Below are 12,744 nucleotides of genomic sequence, written 5' to 3'. Positions count from 1 at the left end.
CATCCGCACCACCCGCTTAGGAGCCACCCGGTGACCCTCCGTCAGACCGGCCTCAACACCGGAAGCCACGACCTCCCCGTCTCGGCCGCCCTCAACGCCTTCATGGGCACCTCCTGGGCGGCCACGCCGCTCCCCGCCGAGGACCGCGTCCCCGGGTACGCCGTGACCCCCGGCCGCCGCAGCCGCCTGTCCGCCGCCTTCCCCGGCGAGCGCCTGATCGTCCCGGCCGGCCAGCTCAAGGTCCGCAGCAACGACGTCGACTACCGCTTCCGCCCGCACAGCGCCTACGCCTGGCTCACCGGCCTCACCGGCGAGGACCAGGTCGGCCACGTCCTCGTCCTGGAGCCCACCGGCCCCGACGGCCACGAGCCCGTCCTCTACCTGCGCCCCCGCTCCCCGCGCGGCGGCGACCCGGTGCGCGGCGCCGAGTTCTTCCGCGACCGCCGCTACGGCGAGTTCTGGGTCGGCCGCCGCCCCGACCTCGACGAGGCCGCCCGGCTCACCGGCGTGCGTGTCGAGCACCTCGACGAGCTGGACAAGCTGCTCACCGGCCCGCAGCCCGCCACCCGCGTCCTCACCGGCGTCGACCCCGCGCTCGACGGGGCCACCAACCGCCCCGGCGCCCCCGAGCTCGCCCAGGGCGACGGCCTGTTCGCCGCCGTGCTGTCCGAGCTGCGCCTGGTCAAGGACACCTGGGAGGTCGAGCAGCTCCAGCTCTCCGTCGACCACACCGTGCTCGGCTTCGAGGACGTCGTGCGCGCCCTGCCCACCGCGCTGCGCCACCACCGCGGCGAGCGCTGGATCGAGGGCGTGTTCAACCTGCGCGCCCGCGCCGAGGGCAACGGCATCGGCTACGAGACCATCGCCGCCACCGGCGCCCACGCCTGCGTCCTGCACTGGATCCGCAACGACGGCGCCCTCGACCCGAACGCCCTGCTGCTGCTCGACGCCGGCGTGGAGACCGACACCCTCTACACCGCCGACATCACCCGCACCCTGCCGCTCAGCGGCACCTTCACCCCCGTCCAGCGGCAGGCCTACGAGCTGGTGCTCGCCGCCCAGCAGGCCGGCATCGACGCGCTGCGCCCCGGCGCCCGCTTCCGCGACTTCCACAGCGCGGCCGCCCGGGTCATCGCCGAGGGCCTCGCCGACTGGGGCATCCTGCCGGTCAGCGCCGAGGAGGCGCTCGCCGACGACAGCGGCCTCTACCGCCGCTACACCCTCTGCGGCACCGGCCACATGCTCGGCCTGGACGTCCACGACTGCGCCAAGGCCCGCGCCGAGACGTACCTGGACGGCGTCCTGGAGGAGGGCCACGTGCTCACCGTCGAGCCCGGCCTCTACCTCCAGCCCGACGACGAGACGCTGCCCGCCGAACTGCGCGGCCTCGGCATCCGGATCGAGGACGACCTCGTCATCACCGCCGACGGCGCGCGCCTGATGTCCGGCGCGCTGCCCCGCACGGTGCCGGCCATCGAGGCCTGGATGGCCGAACTGCTCGGCTGAGCACCGCGGTCGAGCGGGCCGCCGGGCTCACCGCCCGGCGGCCCGCTCCCACAGCTCCGTGACCAGCTCCGCCGCCGGGCCGCCGCGCGCCGCCCGGTGGCCCGTCCCCGCCCACAGGTGCATCCCCTGCGCGTCACCGCGCCCGGCCGCCGCCGCGCGCAGCGGCTGGGTCAGGTAGTGCACGTCCGGGTAGGCGGCGGGCGCGTACGGCCCGAACCGGTCGGTGAAGTCGTTGCGCAGCGCCCGCGCCGGGCGGCCGGTGAACGCCCGGGTGACCGTCGTCGTGTCGAACTCCGTCAGCGCCGCCCGGTGCGCGGCCGAGGTCCCGGCCTCGTCCGCGCGCAGCAGCGCCGTGCCCAGCTGCACCGCCACCGCCCCGGCCCGCAGCGCGCCCGCCACCGCCGGACCGTCCGACAGCCCGCCCGCCGCGATCAGCGGCAGCCCGGTCACCGCCCGGACGGCGGCCAGCAGTTCGAGCAGCGGCAGCTCCCCGGGACGGTCCGCCGCCCGGTGGGTGCCCCGGTGCCCGCCGGCCTCCGGCCCCTGCACGCACAGCGCGTCCATCCCGACCGCCTCGGCGCGGCGCGCCTCCTCGGGCGTGGTCACCGTGCCGACCTGGAAGCTGCCCGCCGCCCGCAGCGCCCGCACCTCCTCGGCGGAGGGCAGCCCGAAGGTGTACGAGACCACCGGCACCGGGACGGGCCCGGCGAGCAGCCCGGCGATCTTGGCCTCCCAGTCGTCCCGGTCCGGCGCGACGGACTCCGGCAGGCTCACGCCGTACCGCTCGGCCTCCGGCCGCAGCCGCTCCCGGTAGGTGGCCACGGCCGCCGGGTCGCCCGGCTCCGCGGGCACGAACAGGTTCACCCCGAACGGCCGGTCCGTCAGCTCCCGGACCCGGCGCACCTGGTCGAAGGTGTCCTCGGCGCTGCGGTACCCGGCGGCGAGGAAGCCGAGCCCGCCCACCCCGCTCACGGCGGCCGCCAGCTCCGGTGTCGACGGCCCGCCGGCCATCGGCGCGGCGATCACGGGCACGGGGAGTTCGTCGAGTCGCACGGCCATCCGGGGATCCTCCACTCACACGGCGCACCGGGGTTCTCGGGCTGTGCCGCCCACCCTACGCTCCGTGCCGGACCGCCCCGCGGCAGCGGTCAGCCCCCGCGCCGGATCAGCCCCCGCGCCCGTGCCTCCCGCACCGCCGCCGTGCGCGACTCCACGCCCAGCTTGGTGTAGATGTGCACCAGGTGCGACTTCACCGTCGCCAGGCTCAGCTGCAGCCGCCGGCCGATCGCCTGGTTGGTGAGCCCGTCGGCGACCAGCCCCAGCACCTCCGTCTCCCGGGCGCTCAGCGCCGCCCCGGGCGTCCGCATCCGCTCCAGCAGCCGGTCCGCGACCGTCGGCGCCAGCGCGGTGCGCCCCGCCGCCGCCGACCGCACCGCGCGGGCCAGCTCCTCCGGCGGCGCGTCCTTCAGCAGGTACCCGGTGGCCCCCGCCTCCAGCGCCGGCAGGGTGTCCGCGTCGGTGTCGTAGGTGGTCACCACCAGCACCCGCGGCGCCCCCGCGCCCCGGGCGGTGATCGCCGCGGTGGCCTGCGCGCCGTTCATCGCCGAACCCGGCCCGAACTGCAGGTCCATCAGCACCACGTCCACCGCCAGCTCCGCCGCCAGTTCGACGGCGCGCTCGGCGGTCGCGGCCTCGGCGACGATCGCGAAGTCCGGCTCGCTCTCCAGTACGGCCCGCAGCCCGGCCCGGACCACCGGATGGTCGTCGGCCAGCAGCAGGCGGATCACGTCCCCGGTCACGGGGTCTCCTCACTCGAAGCGTCCGGTACCGGCAGCAGCACGGCGAGCGCCGTGCCCTCCCCCGGCGCGGACTCCACCGCGAACGTCCCGCCGAGCGCCCGCGCCCTGGCCCGCATCGACGGCAGCCCGAACCCGCCGTCCCCGTCGGTGCCCGCCGCCGGTCCCGCCACGGCCGCCGGATCGAAGCCGACCCCGTCGTCCACCACGTCCATGGCCACCTCCCCCGCCCGGAAGCCGAGCGTCACCTCGGCCCGCGTCGCCCGCGCGTGCCGCACCGTGTTGCCGAGCGCCGACTGCGCGATCCGCAGCAGCGCCACCTCGTGCGGCACCGGCAGCCGGACCCGCTCACCACAGACGTGCAGCCGCACCGGCAGCCCGCTGCGCGCCGAGGTCGTCGCGCACAGCCGCTCCAGCGCGACCGGCAGGGTGTCGCTCTCCAGCGCCGGCGGGGTGAGCGCGCGCACGAAGCGGCGGGCCTCGTCGAGGTTGTCCTGCGCCGCCTGCCGGGCCTGCTCGACGTACTCGGAGGCGGCGTCGGTGCGCTCCGGCAGGGCGCGCTGCGCGGCCCGCAGCAGCAGCTGGATGCTGGTGAGGCTCTGCGCGAGGGTGTCGTGGATCTCCCGGGCCAGCCGCTCACGCTCCGCGAGGACGCCGGCCGCGTGATGGGCGGCGGCGAGGTCCGCGCGGGCGGCGGTGAGCTCGTCGATCAGGCGGCGGCGCTCCTCGCTCTCCCGGTAGAGCGCCTGGTAACCGAGGACGGTGGCGGTGGCGACGGCGGCGCCGAGCAGCGGCCCTATCGAGGCCGCGACGCTGACCGTGTGCTGGTGCGCGGAGTACGCGGCGATCGAGGCGACCGCGGTGAGCCCCACCGCGACCAGCCCGGCGCGCCGGCCGAGCAGGTGCAGTTCCAGGAAGTACAGCGGGAAGGCCAGCCAGACGCCGTCCTGCGTGGTGATCAGCACACCCGCCCAGGTGACGGCGAGCAGCGCGAGCCAGAGCCCGGCCGCCCGCCGGGAGCGGCCGACGGCGCCGATCAGCGGTCCGGCCGTGTAGACGGCGGCCATCGCGGTGGCCGCGGCGGTGACCGCGGCCGGGTCGCCGACCCGGCCCGCCAGGGCCCGGACGACGGCGAGCGCCAGCAGGCCCGCCACGAGCAGGTGCAGGCAGACCTGGAGGACGCGGGCGACGGGAGTGGTTCGGGGTCGTTCGGTCGCCATCCGTCCAGCGTAGGGTGCGCGCCGCCGTCCGGCATCAATCGAAAGGTTGAACTCCGGTTCTGCCCTTCGATGCCGAGGATCCAATCCCCGGTGCGATGCCCGGGCACCCCGCTTCGGGGGAGTCTCGTCACTGTCGCAGTGGATCGAGCGGAAGGGCTTGCGGTGTTCGTCGCCTGGAGGGATCTGAGGTTCGCCAAGGGGCGGTTCGCCCTGATGGGAACCGTCATCGTGCTGATCACGGTGCTGGTAGGGCTGCTGTCCGGCCTGACGGCCGGGCTGGGCCGGCAGAACATCTCGGCGATCACCGGGCTGTCCGCCGACCATCTGGCCTTCGGCCGGCCGGCGGACGGCCAGAAGCTGTCGTTCACCGACTCCCAGGTCACTCCCGAGCAGTGGCAGGGCTGGGCCCGGACCCCGGGCGTCACCGACGCGCAGCCGCTCGGCATCGCCACCACCAAGGCGGCGGCCGGTCCGCGCACCGCCGCGCTCTCCGTCTTCGGCGTGCCCGACGGCTCCACGCTGGCCCCGCAGGGCGCCTCGCTCGCCCCGGGCCGGGCGGTGCTGTCGAAGACCGCCGCCGAGGACCTCGGCGGGCTGCACCCGGGCGACGCGTTCAGCGTCGGCGGGCAGCCGCTGACGGTCGCGGCCGTCTCCGGGGACGCCTCCTACAGCCACACCCCGGTCGTCTGGACCACCCTCACCGACTGGCAGCGGGCCGCCCCGGGCGGCACCGGCCACGCCACCGTGGTCGCGCTCACCACCGCGAAGGGCGCCGACCTGGGCGCCGCCGACGCCACCCTCGGCACCGAGACCCGCAGCCGGGACGACGCGCTCGCCGCGATCGGCTCCTACACCTCCGAGAACGGCTCGCTGCAGCTGATGCGGGGCTTCCTGTTCGCCATCTCCGCCCTGGTGATCGGCGCCTTCTTCACCGTCTGGACGATCCAGCGCAGCGGCGACATCGCCGTCCTCAAGGCGCTCGGCGCCTCCACCCGCTACCTGCTGCGCGACGCGCTGGGGCAGGCCGTCGTCCTGCTGCTGCTCGGCACCGTGCTCGGTACGGCGCTCGCCGCCGGCCTCGGCGCGCTGATCGGCTCCGCCGTCCCGTTCGTCCTGGACGCCCCGACCGTCCTGCTGCCCGCCGTCGTCATGATCGCGCTCGGCGCGGTCGGCGCGGCCCTGTCGGTCCGCCGCATCACCTCCGTCGACCCGCTGACCGCCCTGGGGAGTGCCCGATGAGCCTCGTTCTCGACCACGTCACCCTGACCTACCCGGACGGCGACGGCCGGCTGACCGCCCTCGACGACGTGTCGCTGACCGTCCCCAAGGGCACCCTGACCGCGGTGGTGGGCCCGTCCGGCTCGGGCAAGTCCAGCCTGCTGGCGGTGGCCGCCACCCTGATCGCCCCGGACTCCGGGCGGGTGGTGGTGGACGGCACCGACACCACCGGCCTGGACCGCACCGCGCTGACGGCACTGCGCCGCCACCGGATCGGCATCGTCTTCCAGCAGCCCAACCTGCTGCCCTCGCTCACCGCCGTCGAACAGCTCCAGGTGATGGCCCACCTGGACGGCCGCGCCCCGCGATCCGCCCTCCCCCGGGCCCTGGAGCTGCTGGACGCGGTCGGCCTGCGCGAGCAGGTGGGCCGCCGCCCGCACCAGCTGTCCGGCGGTCAGCGCCAGCGGGTGAACATCGCCCGCGCCCTGATGAACGACCCCACCGTCCTCCTGGTCGACGAGCCCACCAGCGCCCTCGACCACGAACGCGGCGCCGCCGTTCTGGACCTGCTCACCACCCTCACCCACCAGCGCGCCACCGCCACCGTCCTGGTCACCCACGACCGCACCCACCTCACCGCGGTCGACCAGGTCGCCGAGGTCCACGACGGCCGCCTGACGGTACCGGCGGCCGCTGTCTGACCGCGACCAGGTCCGCCACCGCGAACGAAGCCGACACCCCGACCGACGAAGGCAGGGTGAACGACTCGCCCGGGTGGTGGACCTGGCGCGTCCGGTAGGCGGCGCCGCGCGGCTCGGTGAACACCACGACCCGCAGGACCGGCGAGAGAATTCCCGTTCCTATCGCTCGAACGGGTGGTTTCGCCCCTAGCGGGCCCGGAGCCGCAGGCCGGTGCGGGACTCCTCCTCCGCCACCTGCTGGTCCTCGGCCCACAGCGAGCGGACGTGGCTGAGGTGGCGGGTCATGCAGGACTCTGCGGCCGGGGCGTCGCCGGCGATCATCAGGTCGAGCAGCTCCAGGTGCTCCTCCGCCGAGGACACCAGCTCGCCGCGCTCGGCGAGGCGGTTGAGGCCGTAGAGGCGCGAGCGCTTGCGCAGGTCGCCGACCACCTCGACCAGGCGGGTGTTGCCGGCCAGCCCGAGCAGGTCGAGGTGGAACTGGCGGTCCGCCTCCAGGTAGCCGATCAGGTCCTGCTTGCCCGCGGCGGCGACGATCGCCTCGGCCTGCGGGCGCAGCGCCTCCAGCTGGTCGGCGTTGGCGGTGCGGGCGACCCGGCCGACGGTCGGGACCTCGATCAGGGCGCGGATCTCGGTGAAGTCGTCGAGGTCGCGCTCGGTGAGCTCGGTGACCCGGAAGCCCTTGTTGCGGACGGCCTCGACCAGTCCCTCGCGGGCGAGGTCGAGCATGGCCTCGCGGACCGGGGTGGCGGAGACGCCGAAGTCGGCGGCGAGGGCGGGCGCGGAGTAGACGACGCCGGGGCGCAGCTCGCCCGAGATGAGGGCGGCCCGCAGGGCGTGGGCGACCTGGTCGCGCAGCCGCTCCTGGACGGAGATCAGGGTGCGGGGTTTGAGGTCGGCCATGGTGTTCCTCCGGTGAGTGCAGAACACCAGCGTACAATGTCACGTTACGTTGAGTGTGCAACATCCCGTGATTCGGACGACCTGTCAGCGCCCGCGACGCACGCCCCGAGCCCATCGTGACAGGGCCGCCGCCCGGTGACAACGGTCGGCGGCCCACTATTTGATACGCCTCCCTCACTCCCGGAGCAGCCGGATCAGGCTGGTCGTGCTGGACGCCCCGTGCCCGGCCTCGACGCCCCGCCGGAAGGTGTCGGCGATCAGCCGCGGCAGCGCGCCGTCCACCCCGGAGGCCTCCACCGTGTGCCGGACGTGCTCGACGCTTGCGAGGGCCATGGTGAGGCGGTCGACGTCGCCCCCGTGGTTCCCGGCGGCGATCCGGGGCGCGTAGAAGGCGAGGAAGCCCGGCATCGAGGCGGCCGTCGAGGTGGCGTAGGGCAGGAACACGTCCGCCGGGATGCCGTTGGCCTCGGCGACGGCGGTGGCGTGCAGATAGCCGGCCAGCGAGGTCCAGAAGAGGTCCATCTGGATCTGGTAGTACAGCTGGGCGAGCCCGGGGTCGTCACCCCGGTAGTCGGCGCCGGTCAGCACCTCCAGGGCGGCCCGATGGCGCCCGAACAGCTCGGCCGGGCCGCTGTAGAAGGTCGACGACTCCGGCCTGCCGATCCCGGACGGCGGCACCTGCACCCCGCCGGTGAGGTGGCCGGCGCCCCGCTCGGCCAGCCACCGGGCGGCCTCGCGGGCCCGCTCGGGCGTGTCGGAGCTGAGGTTGACGACGGCACGCCCGGCCAGCTCCGGTTCGGCGGCGGCCAGCACGGCGAACACCGCGTCGTAGTCGGTGAGGCTGAGCACGACCAGCTCGTTGGCGGCGACCGCCTCGGCCGCGCTCGGCGCGAGCACGGCGCCGCGGGCCACCAGGTCGGCGGCCCGCCCGGCGGTGCGGTTCCAGAGCGTGACGGCGTACCCGGCGTCGAGGTAGGCGCCGGCCATGGCCAGGCCCATCGGGCCGAGGCCGATCAGGGTGACGGACGGCGTGCCGGGCTGCTGCTGCGGCGTGACGGACATGGGGATCCCCTCCGGAGTTCGACTGGAACGAACGCTCTATCCAGGGCTCGACGCTAGCACAGCAGTAGAACGAACGCTCTATTCAGCCCACCGGCTAGACTCACCCCCGTGAAGACGACGACCACCGGCACCCGTGAGCGGATCGTCCGGACCACCTCCCGGCTGCTCCAGCGCCAGGGGTTCGAGGGCACCGGCATCAAGCAGATCGCCCGCGAGGCGGAGGCCACCCTCGGCTCCGTCTACCACTTCTTCCCGGGCGGCAAGCAGGAACTGGCCGCCGAGGCGATCCGCCACGGCGACCAGGAGTTCTCCGACATGCTCCGCGAGGGGCTCGGCAGCGCCGACGACCCGGCCGAGGCGGTCACCGCCTGCACCCGCATGCTCGCCGAGGCCCTGCACGCCTCCGACTGGCAGGACGGCTGCCCGATCACCACCACCGCCCTGGAGACCGTCGGCCGGGCCCCGGTCATCGAACAGGCCGTCACCGAGGCCTTCGCCCACTGGCGCGCGATCGTCGAGGAGAAGCTGCACGGCTCGGGCATCGCCCTCACCGACGCCCGGGAACTCGCGGCCACCGTCATCAACACCCTGGAGGGCGCGGAGCTCGCCGCCCAGGTCGCCCGCAGCGAGGAACCGCTCCACCTGACCGGCCGCCACCTGGCCCGCCTGATCAACACCTACCGCTAGGGTCCTGCCGCCCGGGCCGGCGAAAACAAAGAAGCGGCCGACGTGGCGGGGGATCCCGTCCCACCACGTCGGCCGCACATCCGGCCGGTCACTTCGACGACCGCCCCCGTCCAGGGCAATGGGTCAGGGGGCGGGTGCCTGCGCTGCGCCGAGGCGCCGGCACCGTGCGTCGGGCCCCACAGCGGGCCCCGTGCCGGCCGGAGACTTCAGCCCGCGGTGCGGCGGTGGGTTTCCGCCGCGACCGCGAGGTCCTCCCAGGCCATCCCGACACTCTTGAAGAACCGCGGCCGGCCGGTCGGCACCGGCGCCTCGCCGTTCACCAGCTCGGCCAGGTTCCACAGGGTGTCGGCGCCGGTCACGCCCGCCATCAGCAGGTCGCCGGCCTCCCGCAGCGCCACCGCGCGGGCCTCCACGTAGAGCGTGGACCGGCCGACCAGCACCTCGTCCACCTCCCGCGCGTCCACCTCGTGGGAGCCGACCGCCGCCACCGCCGCGTGGTCCGGGACCAGCGCGCCGTCGAACAGCGGGGTGCGCGCGGTGGTGCAGCAGACCACCAGGTCGGCGTCCGCCACGTCGGCGGACGTGCCGACGGCCGCCGCCACGCCGCGCGCCCGGGCGTACCGGGCCAGCGCCTCGGCGGGCTGCTCGCTGCGGGCGACCACGGTCACCCTGGTCAGCGGGCGGACGGCGAGCAGCGCGTCCAGGTGGCCGTAGGCCTGCGGGCCGGAGCCGAACAGCACCAGGTGCTCGGCCTGCGGCACCGCCAGCCGGTCCAGCGCGACGGCGGTGACCGCGGGAGTGCGCAGCGCGGTGAGCGCGACGCCGTCGATCAGGGCCAGCGGCTGCAGGGTCGGACCGTCGAGCAGCAGGTAGCTGCCGGTGATCCGGGGCAGCCCGGCGGCCGGGTTCGCGGGGGCGACCCCGGCGACCTTCACCCCGACGTACCGGGTCGAGGCGGCCGGCATCAGCAGCAGCTCCCCGGCGGGCACCGGCACCGCCGAGCGGGCGGGCGCGGCCTCCGGGTCCAGCCCGTCGATCAGCACCCGCTCGATCGCCCCGGCCGCCTCGGCGGGTGTCAGCCCGACCGGGGCGGCGGCCAGGACGTCCACCGGGCCCGACGCGGCGGGCTGGAGCGGCTCAGCCGCCGCGCCGGGCGTTTCCGGGGTCCGCACGGCGGCGGGCGCCGTCCGCAGGTCCCCGCTCACAGCAGGAACCCCGCGCCGAGGGTGTCCTGCGGGTCGAGCACGAAACGGTGCTCGCCGGTGCGGTGCGCGGTGCCGGTCACCTCGGTGACCACGCCGTCGCCCCACGGGTCGCCGCCGGCCAGCACCCGCCCGCCGAAGACGGTGCCGACGATCGACTCGTGCCGCAGCTCCTCACCGGGCGCCAGCCGTCCCTCGGCGGCCAGGATCGCCAGCCGGGCCGAGGTACCGGAGCCGCACGGCGAACGGTCGATCTGACCGTCCGCGAACACGGTGACGTTGCGCTGGTTCAGCGCACCCCCCTCAGCGGGGAGTTCGTCGTGCAGGATGACCCCGTAGACGCCCGACAGGCGCGGGTCGACGGGGTGCCGCACCGCCGGGGAGCCGGCCAGCGCAGCACGGATCTCCCGACCGATCGCGGTGAGTTCGGGCAGCTGCCCGAGGCTCACCGAGAGGCCGAGCGCGGCGGCCGGCACCGAGGCGTAGCAGGCGCCGGAGTGCGCGACGGCCACCTCGACGGTGCCTCGCGAGGTCTCCACCGGCAGCTTCAGCTCGCTCACCCAGGCGGGCACGTTGCGGAACGTCACCCCGGTGGTCCGCCCGGCGGCCCGGTGGACCAGCGCGGTGACCCGGCCGGACGGCACGTCGATCCGCACCCGGGCGACGCCGAAGTCGGGCGCCGCGACCAGGCCGGAGTCGACGGCCCAGGCGCCGAGCGCGATGGTGCCGTGGCCGCAGGCGGTCGAGTAGCCGTCCTTGTGCCAGAACAGCACGCCGAAGTCGGCCTCGTCGTCGTCCGCCGGCACCAGGAAGCCGCCGTACATCCCGGCGTGGCCGCGCGGCTCGCGGGTGAGCAGCTGACGGATGTCGTCCAGCGCGCTCGGCCGGGGCGCGGTCGCGGTGCCGCCGGCGCCGATGGCGATGGCCCGCCGCTCGGCGACGCTGTCCCCGGGGATCACCGGCGCGCCGGCGACGACGATCCGGAACGGCTCGCCGGCCGTGTGGTAGTCGACGGTGTCCACGTACAGGGACGCACCGTCGGCGGCGTCGATGCCGTCGATGCCGTCAATGGGCTGCGCCGGCATCAGGCACCCCCGGCCGGCAGCAGGGTGACGGTGCGGCTCTGGGTGTAGAAGTCCAGCGCCGCCTGCCCCTGCTCGCGCGCGCCGTGGCTGGCGCCCTTGGCGCCGCCGAACGGCAGGTGGAAGTCGACGCCGCTGGACGGCGCGTTGACCCGGATCATGCCCGCGTTCAGCCGGTCGGCGGCGGCCAGTGCCGCGTCCAGGTCCCCGGTGTGCACCGAGGCGGACAGCGTGTACGGGGTGTCGTTGGCGAGCGCGATCGCCTCGTCCAGGTCGGCCGCCGGGTGCAGCAGCGCGATCGGGCCGAAGAACTCCTCGCGCCGCAGCGGGTGGTCGTCCGGCACCCCGGCGACCAGGGTCGGCTCCAGGTACCAGCCGTCCCGCGCCGGGACGCCGCCGCCGGTCAGCACCTCGGCGCCGGCCTCCTGCGCGGAGGTGACGGCCGCGGTGATCTCGTCCCGGGTGGTCTCGTTGATGACCGGGCCGCAGGAGGTCTCGTCGACCGCGGCGAGCGCCTTGACCAGCGCGGCGCGCAGCGGCTCGTAGGCCTCGCCGACCGCGACGACCCGGCTGGTGGCGGTGCACTTCTGGCCCGCGTAGCCGGCGATCGCGTTGGCGAGGTGGGCGGCGGCCTGGTCGAAGTCGGCGTCCGGCAGGACGATCGCGGTGTTCAGCCCGCCGAGCTCGGCCTGCACCGGGATGCCGCGCTCGGTGGCGGTGCGGACGACCTGCCGGCCGACCCCGGTGGAGCCGGTGAAGGAGACCACGTCGGCCGCGGCGACCAGGGTGCTGCCCTCGGCGCCGCCGCCCGGCAGCACGGTGAAGACGTCCGCGGGCAGCCCGGCCCCGGCGATCAGCTCGCCCAGCCGCCGCGCCACGCCGATCGCCTCCGAGGAGGGCTTGAGGACGACGCTGTTGCCGACGGCCAGCGCCGGGGCGGCCTTCCAGGTCGGGATCGCCAGCGGGAAGTTCCACGGCGTGATCAGCCCGGCGACCCCGTACGGGCGGCGGCGGGTGAGCAGCAGGCCGGGCCCGCCGGCGGTCTCGTGCACCTCGCCGGAGGCGGCGAACGGGGCCTGCGCGTAGTAGCGCCAGATCGCGACGGTGCGGGCGACCTCGCCCCGCGCCTCGGCGATCGGCTTGCCGACCTCGCGCACCACCAGCTCGGCCAGCTCCTCGGCGTGCGTCTCGACCGCCGCGGCGATCCGGGTGAGCGCGGCCGAGCGGGCGCCGGCGCCGGCGGCGAGCCAGCCGGGCTGGGCGGCGCGGGCACGGGCGACGGCGGCCTCGACGGCTTCGGTGCCGGGGCGGGGCGCCTCGGCGACGAGGTCCGCGGGGTCGGCGGGGTTGTACGAACGGATCGTCACTGG

At 75.6% G+C, this 12,744-nt stretch carries 12 protein-coding genes; 4 read left to right on the top strand and 8 right to left on the bottom strand.

The genetic code is table 11. From position 1 onward, the window contains the following. The first annotated feature begins 102 nt into the window (after positions 1-102). A complete protein-coding gene (locus tag ACFU9E_RS28355) occupies positions 103-1,506 on the top strand; it encodes an aminopeptidase P family protein (protein WP_380689509.1) in 1,404 nt (467 codons plus the stop codon). A 27-nt stretch (positions 1,507-1,533) separates the two neighbouring features. Here ACFU9E_RS28355 and ACFU9E_RS28350 read toward each other — a convergent pair whose 3' ends face one another. The 3 genes from ACFU9E_RS28350 to ACFU9E_RS28340 form a co-directional block, all read right to left on the bottom strand. Continuing rightward, entirely contained in the window at positions 1,534-2,565 is a 1,032-nt protein-coding gene (locus ACFU9E_RS28350; RefSeq protein WP_380715452.1) for a nitronate monooxygenase, read from the bottom strand. A gap of 89 nt (positions 2,566-2,654) precedes the next feature. Continuing rightward, positions 2,655-3,305, bottom strand: a complete 651-nt coding sequence (locus ACFU9E_RS28345; protein ID WP_380683556.1) for a response regulator — start codon at positions 3,303-3,305, stop codon at positions 2,655-2,657. Beyond that, the gene (locus tag ACFU9E_RS28340; protein ID WP_380683555.1) at positions 3,302-4,522 is read right to left on the bottom strand and encodes a sensor histidine kinase; all 1,221 of its coding nucleotides are present in this window, start codon (positions 4,520-4,522) and stop codon (positions 3,302-3,304) included. The genes ACFU9E_RS28345 and ACFU9E_RS28340 overlap by 4 nt, the downstream gene beginning before the upstream one ends. Before the next feature lie 162 nt (positions 4,523-4,684). On the opposite strand from ACFU9E_RS28340, the gene ACFU9E_RS28335 reads away from it, so the two are divergent. Then, entirely contained in the window at positions 4,685-5,761 is a 1,077-nt protein-coding gene (locus tag ACFU9E_RS28335) for an ABC transporter permease (RefSeq protein WP_380683554.1), read from the top strand. Continuing rightward, entirely contained in the window at positions 5,758-6,441 is a 684-nt protein-coding gene (locus tag ACFU9E_RS28330; RefSeq protein ID WP_380683553.1) for an ABC transporter ATP-binding protein, read from the top strand. Before ACFU9E_RS28335 ends, ACFU9E_RS28330 begins: the two co-directional genes overlap by 4 nt. Positions 6,442-6,627: 186 nt before the next feature. On the opposite strand, the gene ACFU9E_RS28325 is transcribed toward ACFU9E_RS28330, so the two are convergent. Both ACFU9E_RS28325 and ACFU9E_RS28320 read right to left on the bottom strand, forming a co-directional pair. Then, a complete protein-coding gene (locus tag ACFU9E_RS28325) occupies positions 6,628-7,341 on the bottom strand; it encodes a GntR family transcriptional regulator (protein ID WP_380683552.1) in 714 nt (237 codons plus the stop codon). Between the two features lie 174 nt (positions 7,342-7,515). Further along, on the bottom strand, positions 7,516-8,403 hold the full coding sequence (locus ACFU9E_RS28320; RefSeq protein WP_380683551.1) for an NAD(P)-dependent oxidoreductase: 888 nt from the start codon (positions 8,401-8,403) through the stop codon (positions 7,516-7,518). Positions 8,404-8,511: 108 nt separating this feature from the next. On the opposite strand from ACFU9E_RS28320, the gene ACFU9E_RS28315 reads away from it, so the two are divergent. Next, positions 8,512-9,090, top strand: a complete 579-nt coding sequence (locus ACFU9E_RS28315; RefSeq protein WP_380683550.1) for a TetR/AcrR family transcriptional regulator — start codon at positions 8,512-8,514, stop codon at positions 9,088-9,090. Between the two features lie 206 nt (positions 9,091-9,296). Here the strand turns inward: ACFU9E_RS28315 and ACFU9E_RS28310 are convergent, their stop codons facing one another. Genes ACFU9E_RS28310 through ACFU9E_RS28300 form a run of 3 tightly spaced genes read right to left on the bottom strand, consistent with a single transcriptional unit; the run spans position 9,297 to position 12,741 of the window. Continuing rightward, positions 9,297-10,295, bottom strand: a complete 999-nt coding sequence (locus tag ACFU9E_RS28310; protein WP_380683549.1) for an ornithine cyclodeaminase family protein — start codon at positions 10,293-10,295, stop codon at positions 9,297-9,299. Continuing rightward, on the bottom strand, positions 10,292-11,377 hold the full coding sequence (locus ACFU9E_RS28305; protein WP_380683548.1) for a proline racemase family protein: 1,086 nt from the start codon (positions 11,375-11,377) through the stop codon (positions 10,292-10,294). The genes ACFU9E_RS28310 and ACFU9E_RS28305 overlap by 4 nt, the downstream gene beginning before the upstream one ends. Continuing rightward, positions 11,377-12,741: an aldehyde dehydrogenase family protein gene (locus ACFU9E_RS28300; RefSeq protein WP_380683547.1), complete on the bottom strand. Its 1,365-nt coding sequence runs from the start codon at positions 12,739-12,741 to the stop codon at positions 11,377-11,379. The genes ACFU9E_RS28305 and ACFU9E_RS28300 overlap by 1 nt, the downstream gene beginning before the upstream one ends. Between the last annotated feature and the right edge of the window lie 3 nt (positions 12,742-12,744).

Origin of the sequence: Kitasatospora sp. NPDC057595 (assembly GCF_042800875.1) — a bacterium.
Lineage (GTDB): Bacteria > Actinomycetota > Actinomycetes > Streptomycetales > Streptomycetaceae > Kitasatospora.
This window is presented reverse-complemented; position numbering and strand designations above follow the sequence as displayed.